Below are 24,739 nucleotides of genomic sequence, written 5' to 3' on the forward strand. Positions count from 1 at the left end.
ATCTCTCCCTGAGATCGAAATGATCTTGATTATTCATTTTATGGGATGAAAGGCGCCGGGTAAACCGTCATGACCGACGTCACCCATCAGCGGAAAGGGGCGGACATGATCGACAGCGAACGCGAGCCGCACGCGCACCACACGCACCACTTGACGCCGCTGCAATGGACGGCGCTGAAACGATCCGTCGTGCAGCGTGCCCATGCCGAGCGTGCCCGGATGTTGCGGTCGGTCGTAATCGCCGTCGTCGCAGCCTTGCGTCACGGCTGGCGCGGCCTGCGCGAGCGGCAACAGGCGTGTGACCAGCTACGCTCGATGAGCGACTATGAATTGCGCGATATCGGCGTGACCCGCGCCAACATTGATGCCGTAACCCGCCACGGCAACGACGATGCGACGCAGGCCGCACCACAACGATCACACCAAAACTGGAGAGCCATGATGTCGAAAGCCTACTGGATTGTTCGCGTATCAGTGCGCGACGAGACCCGTTATCCGGACTATCTCGCTGCGGCGAAGCCGGCGTTCGACAAATTCGGCGCCCGGTTCATCGTGCGTGGCGGCGCCTTCGAAACCATGGAAGGCGATGCCCGGGATCGCAATGTGGTGGTGGAATTCGCCGACCGCGCGACAGCGACGGCCTGCTACCGCAGTCCGGAATACGAAGCTGCGAAAGCCATCCGCCGGAAATACGCCGAGGCCGATTTCATCATCATCGACGGCGCCTGATGTCCGTTACCGCCCCAGTGCTGTCGCCGTTGCGACGCGGTCGAAAGTCTCAAGCGAGAGGATCGCATCGGCGAATTTTTCCGCACGATTGTTCAGCACGGGGCGTGCGAGCTGCAGGAACTTCTGCTGCATCGCGTTGGCATCCGGGAACGATGTCGGCTCGCCCGACGGATCGGCATAGATGCGCTCATGCACGCCGTCCTCGGTGGTGATCGAGACGCGTGCGCCGAACGGGTGGCGCTTGCCTTCGAGGCGTTCGTCCTGAACCACGTCGAAACGGTCGGCCAGCGTGTTGATCGCGCCGTCGCCGAGGCGCTTATAGTCATCCCAGCCGAATGAGCCCTGGTCGAGGGCCAGCGCGCCGGTGAAGAACATCGAAAACTGCCCGCCGACGATGGAGGTCGGGTGGCGCTTGGTGGCGGCGTCGCCGGTCAGCGTGATGCCATTGCGATGCAGGCCGATCTCGACACGCTTGATCTGCTCGGGCGTCAGATTGTGCTCGCGCCGCATCGCGACCAACGCATCGATGGCGGCATGTGTATAGCGGCAGCTCGGATACGGCTTCACGCCGATCTTCATGGTCTCATAGACCGAGCCGAGATCGGCAACGGCCTTTTCCGGATGCGCGTTGTCGCTGTAGCCAACCAATAGGCCATGCTTGCCTTCAACGGATTCGGTCGCGCCGACAAAGTCGTTGCGCGCCAGCGTCGCCGCGATCACGCCGTTCATGGCCGCCGCGCCGACCTGATAGCGTTTATTCCAGGCGCCGTTGACGAGAAATTGCAGCGAGCCCGCGGCCTGGCTGCCCGACACGCCGAAGGCCGAGATCAACTGATCCTTCGAGAGTCCGAACAGTTTGCCGGCCGCAGCCGCAGCGCCATAGGTGCCGGCGGTCGCGGTGGGGTGGAAACCCCTGGCATAGTGCGAGGTTGGATCGAGCGCGTTGCCGAGCCGGCAGCAGACTTCGTAACCGGCGACGATGGCCGTCAGCACCTGCTTGCCCGATGCTCCGACCATTTCGCCAACGGCGAAGGCGGCAGGAACCACGGGAGCACTGGGATGCAGCGAGGAATCGGCATGGGTGTCGTCGAAATCGAGCGAATGGCCGAGCGCGCCGTTGAGCAGCGCGGCCACGGCCGGCGTCCAGGTCTTGCTGTCGCCGAACACGGTCGACTCGCCCTTGCCGTCGAGCGACAGGGCTTCCAGCATTTTCAGCAGTGAGGGGGTAGATTCGGCCTCGCTGCGGGCACGGATGGTGCTGCCGAGATAATCGAGGGTGAGAACCTTGGCGCGTTCCAGCACGTCCTGCGGAATGTCGTCGAATTTCAGGTCCGCGACATAGGCGGCAAGCGTTGCAGTCTCGTTAGCCATTGTGTTTCCTCGCTCTTATTGAAATAGCCTTAAGCGGACCAAATCGGTGTTTCAAGCGGGCAGGGCGACGCGGGGGGCAGCCATGCTGAAAGCCGTTCGCCGATATCCCTTTCAAGGATCAATTTGAGACATGTCCGCATCGAAGCAAATCCTCGGATCGTTAAAGCGGGTGGTTGCTTTTCTCCGGGCGCGCAAGGTCGAACTGGGGCTCGGCATCCGGGTGACCGCAGCGGCGCTTGCCGCGCTGATCGTGGCCCTGACCATCGGGCTCAAACTGCCGCTCTGGGCGGTGCTGACCGCGATCATCGTGACGCAAATGAGCGTCGGGCGATCGTTGAAGGCGACGCGCGATTATCTGGTCGGCACCATCGGCGGTGCCATCTATGGCGGCGCAGTGGCGATTCTGATCCCGCATTCCAATGAAGGTGCGCTGCTCGCGGTGCTTGTGCTCTCCGTGGCGCCACTGGCCTTCATCGCGGCGATCAATCCGAGTCTCAATGTAGCGACGGTGACGGCGATCATCGTGCTGCTGCTGCCGATGATGAATCACAACACGCCGCTGGAATCTGCGATCGACCGCGTACTCGAAGTTACGGTTGGTGCTGTCACAGGTCTTCTGGTGTCGTTCCTGGTGCTGCCGTCGCGGGCGCATAGTCAGGTCCGCGCCAGTTCGGCCGAAGCGCTCGATCTGATCGCAACGGCGCTCACCGAACTGCTGGCATCGCTGACGCGCGGTCGCGACAACGAAGCGCTGCACCGGCTGCAGGACGGCATCGGCCATGCGCTCACCAATCTGAATGCTATCGGTGCGGAGGCCGAGCGCGAGCGTGCGGCGCATCTGTCCAGTGGTCCTGACACCGGCCCGCTGCTGCGCACAACGCTGCGGTTACGGCACGATTTGGTCATGATCGGGCGGTCCACAGTGGTGCCGTTGCCATCCGCGTTGCAGGTCAGGCTGGCTGGTCCGCTGTCGCGGGTCAGCGATGCTATGACGACATTTCTGCATTCGACCGCCGTGGCGTTGCGCAGTGGCACTGGAGCGCCGGCGATCTGGCCGATGCAGACTGCCTTGCAGGCCTATGCGGGAGAAGTCGGTGCGCTTCGGCAAGAGGGACTAACGCGCGGGTTACCCGGCGACGTGGCCGAGCGCTTCTTTGCGATCGGCTTCTCGCTGGAACAGATGCGGCAGAATTTGAAAGATCTCGAACGTTGCGTCGCCGAATGGGCCGAGACGGATTCGGTGAGCAAGGAGCCTACTGACGCGACTTGAGCAATGCCAAGGCGTGGAGCTGCAGCTTTTCGGGATCGCGTTCGCCGCGCGTGGCCTCATCGAGGATGCTGCTCGAGAGCAACTGCACGGCATCCGACGAGATCCGTAGCGGCAATTCATCGAGGCAGCGATCCAGCGCTATGGACATAGCCGCCACGGTCTCCGGGCCAAACGACTGGTTTCGTTGGTCGTCAGCCTGAGGAGCCAGATCGGGAGATGCGACGTCACGGATACGGGCCGATAGCCGCGCCGCCTCGGCGAGTACGCGGAGGTAAATCAATCCGGCCTCGCTGAGCGCCTCTTCATCGGTCTGTCCTGACCGCGCCACGGCGACAATCCGAGCGGCAAGGCGGCGGCGGTTCTCTGGCGTGTCTGCGGACTCGCCTTCATGCGTCACAAAGGGCTGCCAAGCGGCGTCAAACGCATGCGCCAGCGTGACTTTCAGCTCGTCGTTCTGCGGATCGATCTCGGTAAATGGCATATGGGCTAACGGGCTACGATGACCCAAGTTCCCCACGGCCGCCGCGGCAAATTCAGAGCGTGACCTGCCGCAACATGGAACGGACCACCATCCGGTGAAACGGCTTGATGACCGTCAGGTAGATGCGTCCGAGCCAGTTATGCATCAGCACGACAGTCGTTGCCGTAACGCGCTGGCCGATACCGTCCGCTGCGACATCGACCACGACACGGAAATCGAGATGATTGTCATTGAATCCCGCGACCAGACGCTGCGGCGTCTCGCTGAGCACAGGGAAAAAGCCGACCTTGTCGACATCCATGTGACGCGCAGAGTGTGCCGTCTTCAGCCCGAAGGGCGCAACGATCAAATCCCGCAGCCGCATCAGAGCGTCCACCCAGGGTGGAGAATGGCTGAGCATGCGGGTGGCGGCATCGCGGGCAGTCAGATCCGTCGTCTCGGTGGAGATGCTGAAGGCATCGGCGAATTGGGCGCCGCTTAGCAAACTGTTGGTGTCGATTGTCGGGTGAACCATCGAGACGGTCATCAGGACCTCCATAGACGTCAAAACGCGGCGCCGCACGCCATCGGTTACGCCGCTCTGCAGCATAACATGTCTTTGCGTCCGGCGCCGGATACTCCCTAAGATCACGGAAAAATCAGGCAAAGACCTGCTTAGACAAGACCTGATCAGGGAGGATTTGGAATGGCTTGGTTCAGGCTTGCTCCGCTCTGTCTGGTGCTGATCGCGCCGCTGTGCGCGTACGCGCAGGACTATCCCACCCGTCCCATCACGCTCGTTGTGCCATTCGCCGCAGGCGGCAGTTCCGACGTCAATGCGCGGTTGATTGCCGAGCAGATGAGCCGGCATCTCGGTCAGCCTATCGTGATCGAAAATATCGGCGGTGCGGGCGGCGCCGTGGCACTAGCCCGCGTCGCGCAGGCGCCGCCTGACGGTTACACTATCGTCCAAGGCAATAGCGGCACCAATACCGCGGTCTACCTGTTCACGCCCGATGTGAAATTCGCGCCGTCGGACTTTGCAGGCATCGGCATGTTCAACAAGAGTTCGGCCATGGTTGCCATCCGGCGCAACTTTCCGGCCGACAATCTTGCGCAATTCATCGCACATGCGAAACAGAATCCCGGCCGCCTCAATATCGGTCACTCCGGCGTAGGGTCGCAGAACTATCTGTTCTGCAAGGCTTTCGTTCAGGCCGCAGGGATCGATGTCACGCTGGTCGGTTACCGCGGCGGCGGTCCGGCCCTGAATGATCTGATCGGCGGACAGATCGACGGCATCTGCGATTCCTCGGCATCGGTGACGCCGGCAATCCAGAGCGGTCTCATTCGCGCTATTGCGCTGGCATCCAGAACACGCCTGCCGCATCTGCCTGACGTTCCGACCGCCAGCGAGGCCGGATTGCCGCAATTCGAAATATCCGGCTGGTATGCGCTGTTCGCGCCGAAGGGCACGCCCGCGCCGATCGTCGAGAAGCTCAATGCGGCGATGCGCGCTGCTGTTGCGAATCCCGATTATCAGAAACGGCTCGACGATCTCGGCTCCGTGCCCGCCGGCGATGCCGAAATGGCGCCGGCCTATCTCGCTGCCTTCGTGCCGCAGGAGATTGAGCGATTTCGCAAGATGCTCGGCGACGGCAAGTGATCTAAAACTGGATCACCTATGCGACGGTAGAGTATGACCGTCGTCGCTTTCATGTTATAGAGGTTCCAGTCTGGTTGCCGGTGGGGGAATGCGTTGGCTTATGATCGTTCGACCGTTGAAGCGGTCATCCAGCATTATTTCGACGGCCTCTATGAAGCCGATGCCGACAAGCTCGGTGCAATCTTTCATCCGAGTGCGGATCTGCGCTGGGTTGAGAAGGGTGAGCTGAAAGTGCTCACCATGCCGGACTGGATGGCGATGGTTCGCTCGCGGACGTCGGGCAGAGTCGAGGGCAAGGCGCGCGAGGACTTCATCGTCACCATCGACCGTTCCGACGACAAGACGGCCTTCATCAAGGTGCGCTGCCAGCTGCCGCCGCGTTACTTCACTGATTACCTGATCGCGATGAAACTCGCCGATGGCTGGCAGATCGTCTCGAAATCCTATCGTTACGACCTCCGCGACTGAAGCCGGATCTAGAGCGCAGCTGCTCGCACCCGCGGGTTCGATGCGGCGATCGGGAAACGTCTGTCGATTGACGCAGATCAATCGATGAGGCGCCGCATCGGCGTATGCCAGCCTTGGCCAGTAAAATGGTAACCAGGATGGGAGTCTCCGATGAGTTGCTGTGGCTCTGGAGCAGAATTGGCAGCGCTGGCGGCGCCGGATCCGCGCGAAGTGCTGCTGGTCAGCCGGGCCATTGCCGGCGGTCTGAGGCAGACCGATCTCTCGGTCCCGGATGTTCACTGCGGCGCCTGTATTCGCACTGTTGAGAAGGCGCTCGGCGCGCTCGATGGCGTGACATGGGCGCGGGTCAATCTGTCCACCAAGCGTGTCACCATAAAATGGCGCGCCGATCGCGTGCCGCCGCCTTTCGTCGAAACGCTTGGTAATGTTGGCTATGAGGCGCATCTGTTCGACGTCGATGGCGACGCCAAGGACACCACGCTGTCGGAACTGATCCGCGCGCTGGCGGTGTCGGGCTTTGCGGCCAGCAACATCATGCTGCTGTCGGTCTCCGTATGGTCCGGTGCAGAGCCTGCGACACGCGATCTGTTCCACGGCATTTCCGCGCTGATCGCGCTACCGACGCTGATCTATTCCGGCCGGGTGTTCTTCCGTTCGGCCTGGCAGGCGCTGCGCCACGGCCGCACCAATATGGATGTGCCGATCTCGCTCGGCGTGCTGCTGGCCTTCGGGATGAGCCTGTACGAGACCGCGATCCACGGACCGCACGCCTATTTCGATGCGTCCGTGACGCTGCTGTTCTTCCTTTTGATAGGCCGTACCCTCGACCACATGATGCGCGAGCGCGCGCGTGTCGCGGTGAGGGGGCTTGCACGCCTCGCGGCCCGCGGCGCGCTGGTCCTGCAGAATGACGGCGCGCAGACCTATCTGCCGGTCGGCGAAATCACCCCGGGTATGACCATCATGCTTGCCGCCGGAGAACGCGTGCCGGTGGATTCGCAGGTGGCCAAAGGACTGTCCGAGCTGGACGTCTCGCTGGTGACCGGCGAGAGCGTGCCGCAGCCGGCGCTGCCGGGCTCGGTTCTGCGCGCCGGCACGCTGAATCTGACGGGACCTCTGACCATCACGGCGACGGCCTCCGCCAATGACTCGTTCCTCGCGGAAATGCTGCGGATGATGGAAGCCGCGGAGCAGGGCCGTTCGGTCTATCGTCGCATCGCCGATCGTGCGGCAGGGCTCTATGCACCCGTCGTGCATCTCACCGCGGCGATCACACTGGTCGGCTGGCTCATCGTGTCCGGCGATGTGCATCGCGCCATCACCATTGCGGTGGCGGTGCTGATCATCACCTGTCCTTGTGCGCTCGGTCTCGCAGTGCCGATGGTTCAGGTGGTCGCCGCGCGGCGGCTGTTCGAGTGCGGCATCATGATCAAGGATGGCGGCGCGCTGGAGCGTCTCGCCGAGGTCGATACGGTGGTGTTCGACAAAACGGGGACGCTAACGCTCGGCAATCCCCGTGTTATCGATGCAGAGAAGATTGATTCGGCGACGCTGACGCTGGCCGGCGCGATCGCCGTGCATTCGCGACATCCCTATTCGTGCGCACTCGCGGCTGCGGTAAGGGCGCAGGCTCCGATTGCGCTCGATGACGTCTCCGAACATCCCGGTTGCGGCATGGAAGCGCGTCTGGGCGGCAGCGTGCTGCGCCTCGGTCGACCGGAATGGGCCCTCGCCGACACCCGCGGCATGGATCTCGATGGTTCCTCCGTCGTGCTGTCGCGCGATGGGCGATGCCTGGCGGATTTCCGCTTCGAGGATCGTTTGCGCGCAGGTGCCGCTGAGACAGTTGACGCATTGAAGCGCGATGGTCTTGCTGTGGAGGTTGTGTCGGGTGATCGCGAGATGCCGGTGCGCGCGCTTGCGAGTGGCATGGGCGTGCCGTATTTCGCGGGCGTGCTGCCCGGTGGCAAGGCGGCGCATGTGGTGGAGCTGGCGGCCGCCGGCAAGAAGGTTCTGATGGTCGGCGACGGACTCAATGACACGCCGGCGCTGATGGCCGCGCATGCGTCGATGGCGCCGGCTTCGGCTGCCGATGTGGGGCGCAACGCTGCCGATCTCGTTTTCTTGCGCGAGGATCTGTCGGCGGTATCGCAGGCGATCGTAGTATCCCGCGAGGCCGGGCATCTGGTGCGGCAGAATCTCGCGCTGGCAGTTGGTTACAATCTTGTAGCGGTGCCAATTGCGATCATGGGCCATGTCACGCCGCTGGTTGCAGCCATCGCGATGTCCGGTTCGTCCATCGTGGTGGTGGCCAATGCGCTGCGGTTGCGTGGCCGCGGCAAGTTAGACAAGCCTCAGGACGCAAGCGCATCAACACCGCGGATGTCGGTCAGAATGGAGCCGGCGGAATGATGGATTATTTCTATCTGATCCCGACTACTGTCGGGCTTGGCCTGTGCGGCCTCGCTGCATTTCTATGGTCGCTGAAATCAGGTCAACATGACGATCTGCAGGGTGCTTCCGAACGCATCCTGCATCAGGCTGACGTGCCGCTGTCGCATTAGGGCGCTTTCAAGCGAGCGCATGCCGGTTCGCGTCAGGGAAATGTGAATGTGTCAGAACAAAAAGGAAGAGCCTCGTTCTGATCAGAACGAGGCTCTTCCTTTATTAGCGACCGTGCTGTTTACGGTTCGATCGCCGAAGCGTCGCGGCTGGCGAACTGCCGGTTGATCGAGATCGCCAGCAGGGTCATGACCGCGCCCGACAGCAGATAGACGCCCGACGAGGACAGACCGAAGCGGCTCGACATCACCAGCGCCACGAATGGCGCGAAGCCGGCGCCGAACAGCCACGCAAGATCGGTCGTGAGCGCCGAACCTGTATAGCGGAACCGCTTCGAGAAGCTCGATGCGACCGAACCCGACGACTGACCGAGCGACAGGCCGAGCAGGATGAAGCCGGTCACCATGAAGGCCAGTTCGCCGACGATGCCACCATCCAGCATCTGCGGTGCGAAGCCGCTGAACACGGCGATGGCGATCGCCGAACCGGTCAGCAGCGTGCGGCGGCCGACCCTGTCGGCGATGTAGCCCGACACGATCATGGCAATGATGCCGAACCCGGCGCCAATGCATTCAACGAGCAGGAAGCGGCCGGGTGCTTCGCGGGTGAACAGGAACACCCATGAGAGCGGAAACACCGTGACCATGTGGAACAGCGCGAAGCTCGCCAGCGGTGCGAAGGCGCCGATCACCACGGTGCGGCCCTGCTGGGCGATCGTCTCGGTGATCGAGGACGGTTCGAGTTCACGGGCTTCGAACAAAGCCGTGTAGCCGGGCGTCACCACCATGCGCAGACGCGCGAACAGCGCGACGACGTTGATGGCGAAAGCGACGAAGAACGGATAGCGCCAGCCCCAGTCGAGGAAGTCTTCAGCGGACAGGGTATCGACGAAGAAGGCGAACAGCGCGCTGGCCACCAGCAAACCGATCGGCGCACCGAGCTGCGGGATCATGGCGTACCAGCCCTTCTTGCCCTCCGGTGCATTCAGCGCCAGCAGTGAAGCAAGGCCGTCCCAGGTGCCGCCCCAGGAAATGCCCTGGCCGATACGCGCTGCAGCCAGCAGCCAGGCTGACGCGACGCCGATGGATTCGTAACCGGGCAGGAACGCGATGGCGACAGTGGCAACGCCGAGCAGGAACAGCGCGATGGTCAGCTTGGCGCCCTTGCCCTGGCTGCGGTCGATGGCGGTGAAGATCATCGTGCCGATCGGGCGGGCGATGAAGGCCAGCGCAAAGATCGCGAAGGAATAGAGAGTGCCGGTCAGCGGATCGAGATAGGGGAAGACCAGCTTCGGAAACACCAGCACCGAGGCGATCGCATAGACGAAGAAGTCGAAGAACTCGGAGGTTCGGCCGATGATCACGCCGATGGCGATCTCGCCCGGGTTGACCTCGCCATGGCCGTCCGCGTGCAGAAGGCGTGCGTCCCGTTCCATCGTCGATGACGTCTGCGCCATATCTTCAATCCATTTGTATCGTAGGTTGCATCTATTGCTTCCGGCATCGAGACGCGATGCTGGCAGGTTGACGATTTGTCGCGAACCGCGGCTCCGGACCATTGGACAAATTGTCCAATGTTGCCCTGCAGCAAATGCGCTTAACCGTGCGCCCGAACCGCCACTATGAAATGGGTAACGCCTTGAGCCGCCTACGGATCCTTCTTTTGCTGCCCTTGGTTGCCTTGCTGGGCGGATGCAATTTCGTCGTGATGAATCCTGCGGGTGACATCGCAGTGCAGCAACGCGATCTCGTGATCATTTCCACCGTGCTGATGTTGCTGATCATCGTGCCGGTGATGGCCCTGATCGTGTTCTTTGCGTGGAAATACCGGCAGTCGAATACCGACGCCAAATATGAACCGGACTGGGATCACTCGACTCATCTCGAGCTGGTGATCTGGTCGATGCCCCTCCTTATCATCATCTGTCTCGGCGCCGTGACCTGGTCCAGCACGCATCTGCTCGACCCCTATCGCCGGCTCGACCGGATCGCGCCCGGCAATGCTGCGACCCTCAACGAGCCGCTGCAGGTCGAAGTCGTCGCGCTCGACTGGAAGTGGCTGTTTTTCTACCCGGAATACGGCATTGCTACGGTCAATGAACTGGCTGCGCCGGTCGATCGTCCGGTACGCTTCAAGATCACCGCGTCGTCGGTCATGAACTCATTCTATATCCCCGCGCTCGCCGGCCAGATTTATGCGATGCCCGGAATGGAAACGAAGCTGCACGCCGTCATCAACAAGGCCGGCGTTTATGACGGCTTCTCGGCGAACTACAGCGGCGCCGGCTTCTCCGGCATGCGCTTCAAGTTCCACGGCGTCGATCAGGCCGGCTTCGATGCCTGGATCGCCAAGGCCAAGGCCAGCAGCGAAACGCTGAGCCGCGAGGCCTATCTGGAGCTCGAAAAGCCGAGCGAGAATGTGCCGGTTCGTCGCTTCCGGGAAGTCGCGCCTGATCTCTACAAGGCGATCCTCAACATGTGCGCCCAGCCCGGCAAGATGTGCATGAGCGAGATGATGGCGATGGACGCGAAGGGGGGCCTCGGCCTCGCAAGCGCCCGCAATATCCTGCCGCTGAAGTACAATATCTCGATGCTCGACGGCACCAGCGCGACGAAGAACTACGTCGCCAGTGTCTGCACCCTCGCCGAGGCTGCACGCGAAGTGTCTGATCTTCGTTCGACGACGACCCCTCTCGACCCGACACCGGTCACCGGTGCTGGTCTCGCGCGCCCGGGTGCTGCTCCCGCGCCGTTCAATTTCACGCCAGCGCCTGCCGAGCGGCGCGCTTCCAACACCTGATCGGGTTGATCTAAATGTCTGATACAGCCGCACTGGCAAATACCGGGCTTGCGAAGTTCATCTTCGGCCGCCTGACGCTCGAGTCGTTTCCCTATCATGAGCCGATTTTGGTCGCGACGTTCGCGATGGTCGCGCTCGGCGGCATCGTGCTGCTCGGCGCACTGACCTATTTCAAGCTCTGGGGTTATCTCTGGAAGGAATGGTTCACCAGCGTGGACCACAAGAAAATCGGCATCATGTATATGGTGTTGGGCATCGTCATGCTGCTGCGCGGTTTTGCCGACGCCGTCATGATGCGCGCTCAGCAGGCCATGGCCTTCAACGGCTCCGACGGCTTCCTGCCCGCCCATCACTACGATCAGGTGTTCACGGCGCATGGCGTGATCATGATATTCTTCGTGGCGATGCCGCTGGTCACCGGCCTGATGAACTATATCGTGCCGCTGCAGATCGGTGCGCGCGACGTGTCGTTCCCGTTCCTGAACAATTTCAGCTTCTGGATGACCACCGGTGGCGCCATCCTTGTCATGATGTCGCTGTTCGTCGGTGAGTTCGCCAAGACCGGCTGGCTGGCTTATCCGCCGCTATCGAACATCGGCTACAGTCCGGATGTCGGCGTCGACTATTACATCTGGGCGCTGCAGGTGGCCGGCGTTGGTACAACGCTGTCAGGTATCAACCTGATCGCAACCATCGTGAAGATGCGTGCGCCGGGCATGACCATGATGAAGATGCCGATCTTCACCTGGACTTCGCTCTGCACCAACGTCCTGATCGTCGCGTCCTTCCCGATTTTGACTGCCGTTCTCGCGCTGCTCTCGCTGGATCGTTACGTCGGCACCAACTTCTTCACGAACGATCTCGGCGGCAACCCGATGATGTACGTGAACCTGATCTGGATCTGGGGCCATCCGGAGGTTTACATCCTGATCCTGCCGCTGTTCGGCGTGTTCTCGGAAGTGACCTCGACATTCTCGGGCAAGAAGCTGTTCGGCTACACCTCGATGGTCTACGCCACGCTGGTCATCACGATCCTGTCCTATCTCGTCTGGCTGCATCACTTCTTCACCATGGGCTCGGGCGCCAGCGTGAATTCCTTCTTTGGAATCACGACGATGATCATCTCGATCCCGACAGGCGCGAAGATATTCAACTGGCTGTTCACGATGTATCGCGGTCGCATCCGGTTCGAACTGCCGATGATGTGGACGATCGCCTTCATGCTGACCTTCGTGATCGGTGGCATGACCGGTGTTCTGCTCGCGGTGCCACCGGCCGATTTCGTGCTGCATAACAGCCTGTTTCTGATCGCTCACTTCCACAACGTGATCATCGGCGGCGTGGTGTTCGGCATCTTCGCGGCCATCAATTTCTGGTTCCCGAAGGCCTTCGGCTTCAAGCTCGATCAGTTCTGGGGCAAGGTGTCGTTCTGGGGCTGGGTCCTCGGCTTCTACTTCGCCTTTATGCCGCTCTATGTGCTGGGCCTGATGGGCGTCACCCGCCGTCTGCGGACCTTCGACGATCCGTCGCTGCAGATCTGGTTCATCATCGCGGCTTTCGGCGCCGTCCTGATCGCCATCGGCATTGGTGCCTTCCTTGTCCAGATCGCTGTCAGCATCTGGAATCGCGAGAAGCTGCGCGATACCACGGGCGATCCATGGAACGGACGTACGCTGGAATGGGCAACGTCGTCGCCGCCGCCAGATTACAACTTCGCCTTTACCCCGGTCATTCACGACAATGATTCGTGGTGGGACATGAAGCGCCGCGGTTATGTTCGTCCGCTGGAAGGTTTCAAGCCGATCCACATGCCGAAGAACACCGGTACCGGCGTGATCCTCTCGGTGCTCGCCACGACGATGGGCTTCGCCCTGATCTGGTACATCTGGTGGCTCGCAGCTCTCAGCTTCGTTGCCATCGTCGCCGTCGCGATCTTCCACACCTTCAACTACAACCGTGACTTCCACATTCCGGTGGAAGACGTCATCCGCACCGAAGGCGAACGTACAAAACTTCTCGCAGTACAGGCCGCGTCATGAGCGCACCAATCCAAACGATAAACGGCACTGAAGTTCCGGTCTTCTACGTGGTCGACGAACACGATCATCCGGCCGGTTCCAGCACCATGCTGGGTTTCTGGCTCTATTTGATGAGCGATTGCCTCATCTTCGCGATGCTGTTCGCCACCTTCGGCGTACTCGGCGGCAGCTATGCTGCGGGGCCTGGACCGAAGGATCTGTTCGACCTCAAGCTGGTTGCGCTTAACACCGCGATGCTGCTGTTCTCGTCGATCACCTACGGCTTTGCGATGCTGGAGATGATGAAGGGCAGAGTAAAGTCGACCCAGATGTGGCTTGGCATCACTGGCCTGTTCGGCCTCGCATTCCTCTGCATCGAACTCTATGAGTTCCATCATATGATCCATGAAGGTGCCGGCCCCTGGCGGAGCGCCTTCCTGTCGTCCTTCTTCACGCTGGTCGGGACCCACGGTCTGCACGTCACCTTCGGCATCATCTGGCTGGTCACGCTGATGGTGCAGGTCGCTCGCTTTGGCCTGATCGAGGCGAATCAGCGCCGGTTGATGTGCCTGAGCATGTTCTGGCATTTCCTCGACGTCGTCTGGATCGGCGTCTTCACCTTTGTTTATCTGCTGGGAGTGCTGCGATGAGCGCCGATGCACATGCCGCGCACGGACATGGTCACGATGACCACGGCCACGATGACGGCCGCGATCATGGTTCGATGAAGTCCTATCTGATCGGCTTCTTCCTGTCGGTTGTCCTCACCGCCATTCCGTTCTGGCTGGTGATGACCAATGCGATCGAGAACAAGAACTGGACCATCGCGATTATCGTTGCGTTCGCTGTGGTGCAGATCGTGGTTCACATGATCTACTTCCTGCACATGAACACGACGTCGGACGCCGGCTGGACCATGATGGCGTTGATCTTCACGATCATCATCGTTGTGATCGCGCTGAGCGGTTCGCTCTGGGTGATGTATCACCTCAACGTCAACATGATGCCGGTTCACGACATGAGGAATATGCCCTGATGGCCATGGTGCGCGCCAACGACGGAATCGTCGTGGGCCGCCCGGCCAGTCAGGAGTCCTCCGAATCGAAAATGGAATCCGGGCGGTCGCCGCGTAGCGCGACGACGCTCACGGTGCTAGTTCTGCCGGCATTGCTCGGCATCGTGGGATTGACCGCGCTGGGTATCTGGCAGGTTAAACGCCATGCCTGGAAACTGGATCTGATCGCACGTGTCGATCAGCGCAGCCACGCCGCGCCCGAAGCTGCACCCGGGCCTGCGGCGTGGCTTGCGATCAATCGCGGTGACGATGAATATCGCCGCGTTAGCCTCACCGGACGGTTCGTGCCGGGCGCTGACGTGCTGGTTCAGGCCGTCTCGGATCTCGGCGCCGGTTTCTGGGTGCTGACACCGCTGCGCACCGAGGCCGGATACACTGTGCTGGTGAACCGGGGCTTCGTCAGCCCGGATGAACGCAAGGCCGGTAGCTTTGTGGCGCCTGCAATGCCGGTGTCGGTGACAGGCCTCTTGCGCATCACCGAGCCCAAGGGCGGGTTCCTGCGCTCCAACGATCCCGCGGCAGGACGCTGGTATTCCCGCGACGTCGCGGCCATTGCCGCGAGCCAGAAGCTGGGCGCCGTCGCGCCGTATTTCATTGATGCCAATACCGCGCTGGATGCCCCGGGTCAGCCTCATGGCGGCCTGACCGTGATCGCGTTCCCGAATAACCACGTGGTCTATGCCATCACCTGGTTCGGCCTGGCTTTGATGTTGGCCGGTGGCGCCCTGTTCGTCGCCTGTGACGAGTGGCGGATTCGGAAAAAATCACTACCTCGCGTATGACGTCATGGATGACACGCCGGTCCGATTGAGGCTGGCCGATCAAGCTGACGGGGCGAGATGCCGGGTTCGGGAGCAGAGAGCAAGGTGGGCACACCAGCCGTCACGGGTGTCAGTGCGGTGGCCGCGTCGCCCATCGACGCCGCGGGAGCCACCACACCCGTTGCAATCACGGCGCTGCCGCTCGACGAGACCACCAATATCAAGAACATCAATCTGCTGATCCAGCTACGCTGGATCGCAGTGGTCGGGCAAGTCCTGACCATCGGCTTCGTGCATCTGGTGATGGGCATTTCGCTGCCGCTGATGGCCATGGTCATGGTGCTGTGCGGTTCGGTCTTCCTGAATGTCATCAGCCAGGAGTGGCTGCGCCAGCAGACCGATGCGCGCGACCGCGAACTGCTTCTGCTTCTGTTGCTCGACGTCGCTGCGCTGACCGCTCAGCTCTATCTCAGCGGCGGCGCCACAAATCCATTCATATCGCTCTATCTTTTACAGGTGACCCTCGGCGCGATGCTGCTGAACGGCCGCTCGACCTGGATCGTGGTTGTTGTCGCCTGTCTGTGCTTCGCCGGGCTGATTGTGTTTCATCGTCCGCTCGAACTGCCGGACGCGCTGCGCGGCGATCTGTTCCAACTACACGTCATCGGCATGTTGATCTGCTTCGTGCTGGACGCGGCGTTGATCGTCGTTTTCATGACGCGCATCGCAGAAAACCTCCGCGAGCGCGACAGCGGTCTGGCAGCGCTGCGCCAACAGGCCGCAGAGGAAGATCATATCGTGCGCATGGGTCTGCTTGCCTCCGGCGCTGCGCATGAGTTGGGTACGCCGTTGGCGTCGCTGTCGGTGATCCTGAGCGACTGGCGCCGGATGCCGGAACTTGCTGATAATTCTGGACTCATGGAAGAAATCGCGGAAATGCAGGCCGATGTGCAGCGATGTAAATCGATCGTCACTGGCATTCTGATGTCGGCCGGCGACATGCGTGGCGAGGCGCCGGTGGTGACCACGGTCAACGGCTTCTTTGGCGAGCTGGTCGAGGACTGGCGCGCGGCGCGCTCGATCAACACGCTGGTCTACGAGAACCGGTTTGGCGAAGACATGCCGATCGTATCGGACTCGGCGTTGAAGCAGATGATCTTCAACGTGCTCGACAATGCCAACGAAGTGTCGCCGCTCTGGGTTCGCCTCGCGATCGAACGCGATGGCGATTCGCTGGTGCTGAAAGTCAGTGACATGGGGCCGGGTTTCGCCAGGGAGATGCTGGCGAATTTCGGCAAGCCCTATAATTCAAGTAAGGGCCAGTCCGGGCGTGGGCTGGGTCTGTTTCTGGTGGTCAATGCCGTCCGCAAATTGGGCGGCACGGTGGTGGCGGAGAATCGTCCCGTGGGCGGTGCCCTCGTGACGTTGTCGCTGCCGTTGTCGGCCCTCGCGATTGGAGCGCGCAAACATGTCGGATGAACGTCTGCTGGTCATTGTTGAGGATGACGAAGGTTTTGCGCGCACATTGAAGCGCTCGTTCGAGCGCCGGGGCTACACTGTGCTGCACGCCGACGGCTTCGAGACGCTGACCGAGGTGCTTGGCGACAAGGTGCCGGGCTATGCGGTGGTCGATCTCAAGCTCGGCGGAGCCTCGGGCCTTGCCTGCGTCGAGGCGCTGCATGCGCTGAGCCCTGAGATGCTGATCGTGGTGCTCACCGGCTACGCCAGCATCGCCACGGCGGTGGAGGCGATCAAGCTCGGCGCGTGTCATTATCTCGCCAAGCCCTCGAATACCGACGATATCGAGGAAGCGTTCCAGAAAGCCACGGGCGACGTGCAGGTCGCGCTCACGGAACGCCCGACCTCGATCAAGACCTTGGAATGGGAGCGTATTCACCAGACGCTGGTGGAAAGCGATTTCAATATTTCGGAGACCGCTCGCCGCCTCGGTATGCATCGCCGCACGCTGGCACGGAAGCTTGAGAAACGTCAGGTGAATTGAACGGCTTCAACGCTCAACGCGTCAGCAACAGCCTTGTTGCTGGAACCAGCGCGACACGGCACTTTCAAACGGGGCCCAGGCCTGTTCGAACGCCTTGAACTGCGGCACGCTCTTGCGATAGAGCCCGCGCAACTCGGTTTCCATGGCCTCCAGATCGACGCCGGTTGGCTTGCCATCGCGACTGATGGTGCGTCCATTGACGACCACATCGCGGATGCAGCTCGCATTGCCGCGCGCAAACAGCATGTCGATCGGATCGACCGGTATGATGGCATCGCGGTCGAGCTGGCCGATATCGAGGGTCACGAAATCCGCGGCTTCGCCCGCCGCGAGCGTGCCTGGTCCCGGCGCGCCGATCGACGTGCGGCCGTTGCGGATGGCGAGCGCGAGAAACTCCGACCGGCTCCACGTGCGATCGAAGCCGAGGCCGTCATGCGCCATCTGCACGAGGCGCATCTCGCGGATCGCATCGTCGTCTTCGTCGAGCGCGACACCGTCGATGCCGACGGCAATCGGACAGCCGCGGCGATGCGCGTCGGCAATCGGAGCGAGGCCGGAATGCAGGTGCAGATTGGAGCTGAAATTCGTCACAATGGTCGCACCAGACTCGGCGATGATGTCGAGCTCGTCCGACCGGGCGTGAATGCAATGCGCCAGCGTCAACCGGTTCGACAGCAGGCCGATATCTTTCAGGAAGCGCACAACGCCGCCGGGAAAGGCGCGATCGGCCCATTGTCGCTGATAGATGGTTTCGAGCAGATGCATGTGTACGCGCCGGCCGGTGGCGGCGGAGCGCTCGGCGATGGCTTCGAGCAGAGCAGGCGAGCACCACTGGACGCCGGCCGGACCGTACTGCACGTCGATCATCGGACCGGCAATGGCGGCATGAATGGCCTCGACGCGATCGAGATATTCCGATGGTGCCGGGCTCGGACGAATGAACATGTCCTGGATCGTGCTGCGGTGATCGTCGGGCAGCGCGGCAAGCACGTCAGCGCTGTCGCCATAGACGATCGGATTCTGGTCGCGCACGGCGAGTGCGAATGCCAGCCTGATGCCGACATCATCAGCGGCTTTCGCGATGGCGATCACCTCATCGAGGATCGGCATCTTCCCGCTCGGGCGGGTGTAATGAATCATCGCGCCGCCGCAGCCTGCACGCGCTGAACGGGCGAGCGAGACAGCGGCGGCGAGATAAGGATCGGGCGGCGTGCCGAAGGCCGAGCGAGCGATCCACGACTCCAGCGGCATATTCGATGCGCCGAAGGACGTCATGGACGGTCGCGCGTGGTCATGGGCATTGACCAGTGCGGGAATGATCAGATGGTTCGTCTGCGGCAAGATTTTCGCGCCGGTCGAGACGTGCGTGATCAGGCCATCCGAATGGTGGATGCTGGCCTGAGGCACGAGGCCCCGATCTGTACCGGTGAAGATATTCGTCGCAGACGCAACCTCGGTCATGCCATCTGCCTGCTTAGTTCGCCGTGTAGACCAGCTCACGGTCTGTGCGTGGCGGCAGGAATTCGCGCGAGAAGACTTCCTTGGGCGTCGGTGTACGCTTCAGGTCGTAGCCCTCGACGACCATGCCGATGGCGCGTGCCATGCGATCGTCCTTGATGTCGCCGACACCGATTTCCTTCATTTCCGGCGACACCATCAGCTTCTCGAAGGCGTATTGCATGCGGCGCTTCTCAACCGGGACATCGACCAGATTGTCGAACGCGACAACCGAGGCCATGGCTGCGTTCTGGTCCTTGGCGGTTGCGATGTTGGCCTTGTTGATGGCCCGAACCAGACCTGCAACCGCCTTCGGGTTGGATGCCAGCAGCTTCTGCGACACCATCACGCCGTTGGAATAAAGGTCGAGGCCGAACTCACCGAACGAGAACCACTTGTAGTCCTTCTCGGGATCCTGGCGGTTCAGAACGAGGTTGAAGTAGCTGGTGATGTTGAACACCAGCGCGGCATCGATATCGCCCTTGATCAGCATCGGCTCCTGGAGGTTGGGAGCCATATTGGTGACCTTGATCTTATCGCTGGCGAGGCCGTTCTTCTGGATGAAGACAGGCAGCAAGCGGGTCGTCGGCGTGCCCTGCGCGCCACCCAGCGTATGCCCTTCGAAATCCTTGATCGTCTTGATACCGCTGGTGTTCTTAGTGACGATCGAGAAGGGTGGCTGGTTCCACATCATATAGACCATCACCGGTGCGTCCTGCGGACGCGTCGACGCATTCTGGATGATGGCGTTGACGTCGCCGAAGCCGGCATCCCAGGCGCCGGACATGATGCGGGTTACAGTTGCACCGGAGCCTTCGCCCTGATCGATGACAACGTTCAGGCCTTCTTCCTTGAAGAAGCCCTTGTCCTTCGCATAGAAGAACGCCGCGTCGCTGCCCTGGGTTTTCCAGCCGAGCGTGAACTTGATAGTCGTCTCCTGAGCGAAGGCGGAGCCTGTGAGCAGGACGCTGCCGACGGCGAGGGCGGTCAATCTCTTCAACATGACGTTCTCCTGGTTGATGTGAGTGGATTAGGTCGCAACGAGATCGTTCTTGCGTGTGGCCCAGCCGGTCACGCGCGCCTCGATCAGAGAGAAAATGACGTAGAGCGCCACGCCGAGGATCGCGAGAATGAACAGGCAGGCAAACACCAGCGGGACGTTGAAGTTTGACGATGCACTCATCATCACATTGCCGATGCCGCGGTTGGACGCGACGGTCTCGGCGAGCACAGCGCCGACAAAGGCGTAGCTGACGGCGACTTTCAGCGAGGCGAAGAAGAACGGCATGGTGCGCGGCAGGCCGACATTCCAGAGAATGTCCATCTTGCTGGCGCCGAGCGCCTTCAACACGTCTTCCAGTTCTGGTTCGGTGGTCGCGAGGCCGGTCGCTATATTGACGACGATGGGGAAGAAACAGATCGAGAGTGCAGTGAGGACTGCGGGCACGGAGCCGGAGCCGAACCACAGCACGAAGATCGGCACGACGGCGACTTTCGGAATCGACGAGAAGCCGACCAGCAGCGGATAGGCGGTGTCATAGGCGACTTTCGAGACGCCGATGACCGCGCCCAGCACCACGCCGAGGCCGACGCCGAGGACGAAGCCGGCCATGGTCGTGCCGAGCGTCTGCAGAATATGCGGCCACAGGATCGGGAAGCGCGCGATCAGCGTCGCAATGATTTCCGTCGGACGCGGAAGAACCAGATCCGAGACGCCGGAGAGGGCGCAGAATAACTGCCATCCCACGAAGAATATGACGATCAGTCCGAACGACCAGAGTTTTTGACGTAGGCCTACACTCATGACCTATGCCTCCTGCGCTTCGGGAGCGTTGCTCCGGGCGTTGACGATGAGTTCACGCAGGCGCTGATTGAGTGCGACGAAATCAGGCTCGAAAGTCATGGGGATGGTGCGCGGGCGCGGGAAGTCCACCGGGCTGTCGTCGAGGATGCGGCCCGGTCGGGCGCTCATCACGCAGATGCGGCTGGCCAGGAAGCCGGCTTCGCGGAGGTCGTGCGTGACCAGCAGCACTGTCGGTTTGTGTTGCAGCCAGAGGCTCTGCAGGATCGACCAGAGCTCTTCCTTGGTGAACTGGTCGAGCGCACCGAACGGCTCGTCGAGCAGTAACATGCGCGGCTCATGGATCAGCGCGCGGCACAGATTGGCCCGCTGCAGCATGCCGCCGGACAACTGCCAGGGATACTTGCTGCCGAAACCCTTGAGGCCGACCTGGGCCAGCAATGCATGGGCCTTGTCGCGAAATTCGCCGTTGCGCTTCTGCCGATACTCTGACCGGAACGGCTCCACGATCTTGAGCGGGAGCATGATGTTCCGCTCGATGGTCAGCCAGGGGAGCATGGTCGGGTTCTGGAACGCCATGCCGATCCGCAACGCCTTGGCGGCGACCTCACGCCCGCCGACGATAACCACGCCGGTGGTGGGGCGGAGCAGATTGCTGACGAGCTTGAGGATTGTCGACTTGCCGCAGCCGGAGGGGCCGACAAGGGCGAGGAACTCGCCGCCGGGGATGATAAGATTGGTCTCCGCCAGCGCCGGCGTGGCGGTCGGGCCACGGCCGAACGTTACCGAGGTCGCGGACAGTTCAATGGCGGTCGGCCTGCGTTGGCCTTCGCTGGGTCCATTTTCTTGCATACTTGTCATAACGATAAGTGCATGCAATTGGGATGCCACTTGAGTCTGGGATGAAACGTTGTCATTTTACGTTGGCTCGCCATTCCCTGAGGAATTATTGGGCAACCACTCTCTTCGATTGCATGCACTTCGGGCACGGCCTGGAATGCTCAAATCGCGACAGGTTTGATTGAATGCCAGAAGCGCCGAATTCGAAAGATAAGGTCGGGATGATTTGCCGCGCGTTGCGGCGGGCGATCATCGAGCAAGCTCTGGAACCTGGCGCCAAGCTTCCCGAGGATTCCCTAGGTGAGCGCTTCGGCGTCAGCCGTACCATCGCGCGCTACGCACTGGGGCAACTGGCGTCCGAGGGGCTTGTGGAGCTGCGACGTAACCGTATTGCCGTGGTGGTGACGCCGAGCTGGCAGGATGCGCGCGACATCTTCGACATCCGGATGGATCTCGAACGGCTGATCGTCCGCAAGATCGCCGGCAAGCTTAGCGGCAGCCAGATCGCGCGCCTCAAGGCGCATGTTGAGGCGGAGCGCGAGGCGCATGACGGGCCGAACGCCGTGTCCATTCGCTTAGCGACTGAATTCCACATCATGCTGGCGTCGATGACCAACAGCCCGGTGCTGGTCCGCTATGTCAGCGAGATCGCCTATCGCTGCTGTCTGACACTGTCGCTGTTCAGTCGCCCGCATTCGTCGGAATGCGGCATCAGCGAGCACATAGCGATCATTGAAGCGCTGCAGGATGGCGATGCCAACAAGGCGATGTCGCTGATGCATTCGCATCTGGACTCGGTCGCCAACCGCGCGCTGGTGGAGCCGACCCCGGCGCGGGGCCGGGATCTGCTCGACGTATTGGCCCCCTATGCCGAGGAAGCGACGTAGTGGCCTCGGCAGCGTGGCTGTCTTTACTTAGACGTCCACATTCGCGCTGAGCGAATTGTCCTGGATGAATTCGCGGCGCGGTTCGACCACATCGCCCATCAGCTTGGTGAAGATATCATCGGCCTCGTCGACTTCCTTAACCCGGACCTGCAGCAGCGAGCGCTCATTGGTGTCGAGCGTGGTCTCCCAGAGCTGGCCAGGATTCATCTCGCCCAGACCTTTATAGCGCTGCAATGCCAAGCCCTTCCGGCCGGCGTCAGTGATAGCATCGAACAGCGTGACCGGGCCGTGGATCGGGAATTCGAGATCCTTGCGGCGCAGAATGCCGGACTTTGGATAGGCTTCCTGCAGGCTGGCAGCATATTCGTCGAGCTTGCGGGCATCGGCGGAGCCGAGCAGCGCGTCGTCGATGATGGAGACGTCTTTCACGCCGCGGATGGTGCGCTCAAAGAAGAAGCCTTCGCCTTCTCGGAACTGACCGATCCAGCCGCGTTCGACCTCGTCAGCCAGCGCGTCGAGGCGCTTGGCGATGTAATCGGCAGCAGCATTGGCTGTGGCAAGATCGGCGGTGACGCGCGGATTGAGCACGCCGGCAATGGCCGCCTGCTCGACGACCTTGTGGTTATACCGCGAATGCAGGTTGTTCAGCGTTGAGCGGATGACACGCGCGTCTTCCACCAGCGCCAGCAGATCGCGACCGGTGCGGTCCTCGCCGGAGGCGAGTTTGAAGATACATTCGTCGAGGCCGGTTGCGATCAGGTAGTCTTCCAGCGCGCGCTCGTCCTTGAGGTACTGCTCGGACTTGCCGCGCGTCACCTTGTAGAGCGGTGGCTGCGCGATATAGAGGAAGCCGCCATCGATCAGCGACGGCATCTGCCGGAAGAAGAACGTCAGCAACAGCGTACGGATATGCGCGCCATCGACGTCGGCGTCCGTCATCAGAATGATCTTGTGATAGCGCAGCTTCGACAGGTCGAAGTCGTCGCGGCCGATGCCGGTGCCGAGCGCAGTGATCAGCGTGCCGATCTGCTCCGACGACAGCATCTTGTCGAAGCGTGCACGCTCGACGTTGAGGATCTTGCCGCGTAGCGGCAGCACGGCCTGGAATTCGCGGTTGCGGCCCTGTTTCGCAGAGCCGCCTGCCGAGTCACCCTCGACGATGAACAGTTCGGACTTGGCGGGGTCGCGTTCCTGGCAGTCGGCGAGCTTGCCGGGCAGCGATGCGATATCCAGCGCACCCTTGCGGCGCGTCAGTTCGCGCGCCTTGCGCGCGGCTTCACGGGCAGCGCCGGCTTCGATCACTTTGCTGACGATGACCTTGGCTTCGGCGGGATGCTCCTCGAACCAGGCGGCAAGCGCCTCGTTCAGCACGTTCTCGACCACCGGGCGTACTTCCGAGGACACCAGCTTGTCCTTGGTTTGCGACGAGAATTTTGGATCCGGCACTTTCACCGAGAGCACGGCGGTGAGGCCCTCACGGCAATCGTCGCCGGTCAGTGCGATCTTTTCCTTTTTGGCGACGACTTCGGCATAGCCGTTAACCTGGCGCGTCAGCGCGCCGCGGAAGCCGGCCAGATGCGTGCCGCCGTCGCGCTGCGGAATGTTGTTGGTAAAGCAGAGGACATTCTCGTGGTAGCTGTCGTTCCACCACATGGCGACTTCGACATTGATGCCGTTGAGATCGGCGGACACCATGATCGGCGTCGGCACCACGGCCTTCTTGTTGCGGTCGAGATATTTCACGAACTCGACGACGCCGCCTTCGTACATCATCTTCTCATGCTTCTCGATCGGATGACGCAGGTCCGAGAGCAGGATGTTGACGCCGGAATTCAGGAAGGCGAGTTCGCGCAGGCGATGCTCAAGCGTCGCAAAATCATATTCGAGTGTGGTGAAGGTTTCAGCCGAGGCATAGAACGTCACCTCGGTGCCGCGCTTGCCATTGGCGTCGCCGACGACCGAGAGTGGCGCCACAGCGTCACCATGGGCGAATTCGATGCGATGCTCTTTGTCGTCGCGCCAGACTCGCAGGATCAGTTTGCTCGACAGCGCGTTGACGACGGATACGCCGACGCCATGCAGACCACCGGACACCTTGTAGGAGTTCTGGTCGAATTTTCCGCCGGCATGGAGCTGGGTCATGATGACCTCGGCTGCCGAGATGCCTTCGCCCTTGTGGATGCCGACGGGAATGCCACGACCATCGTCGCGCACCGTCACCGAACCATCGGCATTCAGAATAACTTCGACAGCGCTGGCGTGACCCGCGAGCGCTTCGTCGATCGCGTTATCGACGACTTCGTAGACCATGTGATGCAGGCCCGAACCGTCATCCGTATCGCCGATATACATGCCCGGCCGCTTACGGACGGCGTCGAGTCCCTTCAGGACCCGGATCGATTCCGCACCGTATTCGGCGGGAACGGCATGCTCAGTGTCGGCGATCGGTTGCCGGGCTGGTTCAGTCATGGTGGGGCCTTCGAAGGTGTGCCGAATCAGCGCGGAAAACGGCGCCTGAATCGCTCTATTTGTG

Annotated in this window: 23 protein-coding genes and 1 pseudogene; 15 read left to right on the plus strand and 9 right to left on the minus strand. The window is 61.5% G+C overall.

The window, feature by feature from the left end:
* Positions 1–219: 219 nt before the first annotated feature.
* Positions 220–351: pseudogene (locus CIW50_RS29430) on the plus strand (YjiS-like domain-containing protein); the annotation flags it as partial.
* A 90-nt stretch (positions 352–441) separates the two neighbouring features.
* Positions 442–729: a DUF1330 domain-containing protein gene (locus CIW50_RS29435; protein WP_246664164.1), complete on the plus strand. Its 288-nt coding sequence runs from the start codon at positions 442–444 to the stop codon at positions 727–729.
* A 6-nt stretch (positions 730–735) separates the two neighbouring features.
* Here the strand turns inward: CIW50_RS29435 and CIW50_RS02870 are convergent, their stop codons facing one another.
* Entirely contained in the window at positions 736–2,100 is a 1,365-nt protein-coding gene (locus CIW50_RS02870; RefSeq protein ID WP_149529748.1) for an MmgE/PrpD family protein, read from the minus strand.
* A gap of 130 nt (positions 2,101–2,230) precedes the next feature.
* On the opposite strand from CIW50_RS02870, the gene CIW50_RS02875 reads away from it, so the two are divergent.
* The gene (locus CIW50_RS02875) at positions 2,231–3,370 is read left to right on the plus strand and encodes an FUSC family protein (protein WP_149529749.1); all 1,140 of its coding nucleotides are present in this window, start codon (positions 2,231–2,233) and stop codon (positions 3,368–3,370) included.
* Here the strand turns inward: CIW50_RS02875 and CIW50_RS02880 are convergent.
* Positions 3,354–3,851, minus strand: a complete 498-nt coding sequence (locus tag CIW50_RS02880) for a hypothetical protein (protein ID WP_149529750.1) — start codon at positions 3,849–3,851, stop codon at positions 3,354–3,356. The genes CIW50_RS02875 and CIW50_RS02880 overlap by 17 nt on opposite strands.
* A gap of 52 nt (positions 3,852–3,903) precedes the next feature.
* The gene (locus CIW50_RS02885; RefSeq protein ID WP_149529751.1) at positions 3,904–4,377 is read right to left on the minus strand and encodes a DUF2867 domain-containing protein; all 474 of its coding nucleotides are present in this window, start codon (positions 4,375–4,377) and stop codon (positions 3,904–3,906) included.
* A gap of 159 nt (positions 4,378–4,536) precedes the next feature.
* On the opposite strand from CIW50_RS02885, the gene CIW50_RS02890 reads away from it, so the two are divergent.
* The 4 genes from CIW50_RS02890 to ccoS all read left to right on the plus strand — a co-directional run bounded on the left by CIW50_RS02890 (position 4,537) and on the right by ccoS (position 8,528).
* Positions 4,537–5,496, plus strand: coding sequence for a tripartite tricarboxylate transporter substrate-binding protein (locus tag CIW50_RS02890; RefSeq protein ID WP_149529752.1), 960 nt, complete (start codon positions 4,537–4,539; stop codon positions 5,494–5,496).
* Positions 5,497–5,589: 93 nt separating this feature from the next.
* On the plus strand, positions 5,590–5,964 hold the full coding sequence (locus CIW50_RS02895) for a nuclear transport factor 2 family protein (RefSeq protein WP_149529753.1): 375 nt from the start codon (positions 5,590–5,592) through the stop codon (positions 5,962–5,964).
* 150 nt (positions 5,965–6,114) lie between these two features.
* Positions 6,115–8,376 carry a cation-translocating P-type ATPase gene (locus CIW50_RS02900; protein ID WP_149529754.1) on the plus strand — a complete coding sequence of 754 codons (2,262 nt, stop codon included), beginning with the start codon at positions 6,115–6,117 and terminating at the stop codon, positions 8,374–8,376.
* Positions 8,373–8,528, plus strand: coding sequence for a cbb3-type cytochrome oxidase assembly protein CcoS (gene ccoS / locus CIW50_RS02905; protein WP_149529755.1), 156 nt, complete (start codon positions 8,373–8,375; stop codon positions 8,526–8,528). Before CIW50_RS02900 ends, ccoS begins: the two co-directional genes overlap by 4 nt.
* Positions 8,529–8,647: 119 nt before the next feature.
* On the opposite strand, the gene CIW50_RS02910 is transcribed toward ccoS, so the two are convergent.
* Complete coding sequence (locus tag CIW50_RS02910) at positions 8,648–9,961, minus strand: MFS transporter (protein WP_246664165.1); 1,314 nt, start codon at positions 9,959–9,961, stop codon at positions 8,648–8,650.
* 203 nt (positions 9,962–10,164) lie between these two features.
* On the opposite strand from CIW50_RS02910, the gene cyoA reads away from it, so the two are divergent.
* From cyoA to CIW50_RS02945, 7 genes are all read left to right on the plus strand, one after another.
* The gene (gene cyoA, locus CIW50_RS02915; RefSeq protein ID WP_172980198.1) at positions 10,165–11,325 is read left to right on the plus strand and encodes a ubiquinol oxidase subunit II; all 1,161 of its coding nucleotides are present in this window, start codon (positions 10,165–10,167) and stop codon (positions 11,323–11,325) included.
* Positions 11,326–11,339: 14 nt separating this feature from the next.
* A complete protein-coding gene (gene cyoB, locus CIW50_RS02920) occupies positions 11,340–13,364 on the plus strand; it encodes a cytochrome o ubiquinol oxidase subunit I (protein WP_149529757.1) in 2,025 nt (674 codons plus the stop codon).
* Positions 13,361–13,993, plus strand: coding sequence for a cytochrome o ubiquinol oxidase subunit III (gene cyoC, locus CIW50_RS02925; protein ID WP_149529758.1), 633 nt, complete (start codon positions 13,361–13,363; stop codon positions 13,991–13,993). The genes cyoB and cyoC overlap by 4 nt, the downstream gene beginning before the upstream one ends.
* Entirely contained in the window at positions 13,990–14,379 is a 390-nt protein-coding gene (gene cyoD, locus CIW50_RS02930) for a cytochrome o ubiquinol oxidase subunit IV (protein ID WP_149529759.1), read from the plus strand. Before cyoC ends, cyoD begins: the two co-directional genes overlap by 4 nt.
* A 71-nt stretch (positions 14,380–14,450) precedes the next feature.
* Complete coding sequence (locus CIW50_RS02935) at positions 14,451–15,200, plus strand: SURF1 family protein (protein WP_149530385.1); 750 nt, start codon at positions 14,451–14,453, stop codon at positions 15,198–15,200.
* 84 nt (positions 15,201–15,284) lie between these two features.
* Positions 15,285–16,658, plus strand: a complete 1,374-nt coding sequence (locus tag CIW50_RS02940; protein WP_502707349.1) for an ATP-binding protein — start codon at positions 15,285–15,287, stop codon at positions 16,656–16,658.
* Positions 16,648–17,181 (plus strand): response regulator transcription factor, encoded by a 534-nt coding sequence (locus tag CIW50_RS02945; protein WP_149529761.1) that lies wholly within the window; start codon positions 16,648–16,650, stop codon positions 17,179–17,181. The genes CIW50_RS02940 and CIW50_RS02945 overlap by 11 nt, the downstream gene beginning before the upstream one ends.
* A gap of 21 nt (positions 17,182–17,202) precedes the next feature.
* Here the strand turns inward: CIW50_RS02945 and CIW50_RS02950 are convergent, their stop codons facing one another.
* Genes CIW50_RS02950 through CIW50_RS02965 form a run of 4 tightly spaced genes read right to left on the minus strand, consistent with a single transcriptional unit; the run spans position 17,203 to position 21,340 of the window.
* Positions 17,203–18,642, minus strand: a complete 1,440-nt coding sequence (locus CIW50_RS02950; protein WP_149529762.1) for an amidohydrolase family protein — start codon at positions 18,640–18,642, stop codon at positions 17,203–17,205.
* A 13-nt stretch (positions 18,643–18,655) separates the two neighbouring features.
* Complete coding sequence (locus CIW50_RS02955) at positions 18,656–19,681, minus strand: ABC transporter substrate-binding protein (RefSeq protein WP_149529763.1); 1,026 nt, start codon at positions 19,679–19,681, stop codon at positions 18,656–18,658.
* Between the two features lie 27 nt (positions 19,682–19,708).
* Positions 19,709–20,482 (minus strand): ABC transporter permease, encoded by a 774-nt coding sequence (locus tag CIW50_RS02960; RefSeq protein ID WP_149529764.1) that lies wholly within the window; start codon positions 20,480–20,482, stop codon positions 19,709–19,711.
* Positions 20,483–20,485: 3 nt separating this feature from the next.
* Entirely contained in the window at positions 20,486–21,340 is an 855-nt protein-coding gene (locus CIW50_RS02965) for an ABC transporter ATP-binding protein (protein ID WP_197738340.1), read from the minus strand.
* A gap of 164 nt (positions 21,341–21,504) precedes the next feature.
* Here CIW50_RS02965 and CIW50_RS02970 point away from each other — a divergent pair, with 164 nt between their 5' ends.
* Positions 21,505–22,206: a GntR family transcriptional regulator gene (locus tag CIW50_RS02970; RefSeq protein ID WP_149529765.1), complete on the plus strand. Its 702-nt coding sequence runs from the start codon at positions 21,505–21,507 to the stop codon at positions 22,204–22,206.
* A gap of 27 nt (positions 22,207–22,233) precedes the next feature.
* On the opposite strand, the gene gyrB is transcribed toward CIW50_RS02970, so the two are convergent.
* Positions 22,234–24,675 carry a DNA topoisomerase (ATP-hydrolyzing) subunit B gene (gene gyrB, locus CIW50_RS02975; protein WP_149529766.1) on the minus strand — a complete coding sequence of 814 codons (2,442 nt, stop codon included), beginning with the start codon at positions 24,673–24,675 and terminating at the stop codon, positions 22,234–22,236.
* Positions 24,676–24,739 lie beyond the last annotated feature (64 nt).

Origin of the sequence: Tardiphaga sp. P9-11, assembly GCF_008329525.1 — a bacterium.
Classification (GTDB): domain Bacteria; phylum Pseudomonadota; class Alphaproteobacteria; order Rhizobiales; family Xanthobacteraceae; genus Tardiphaga.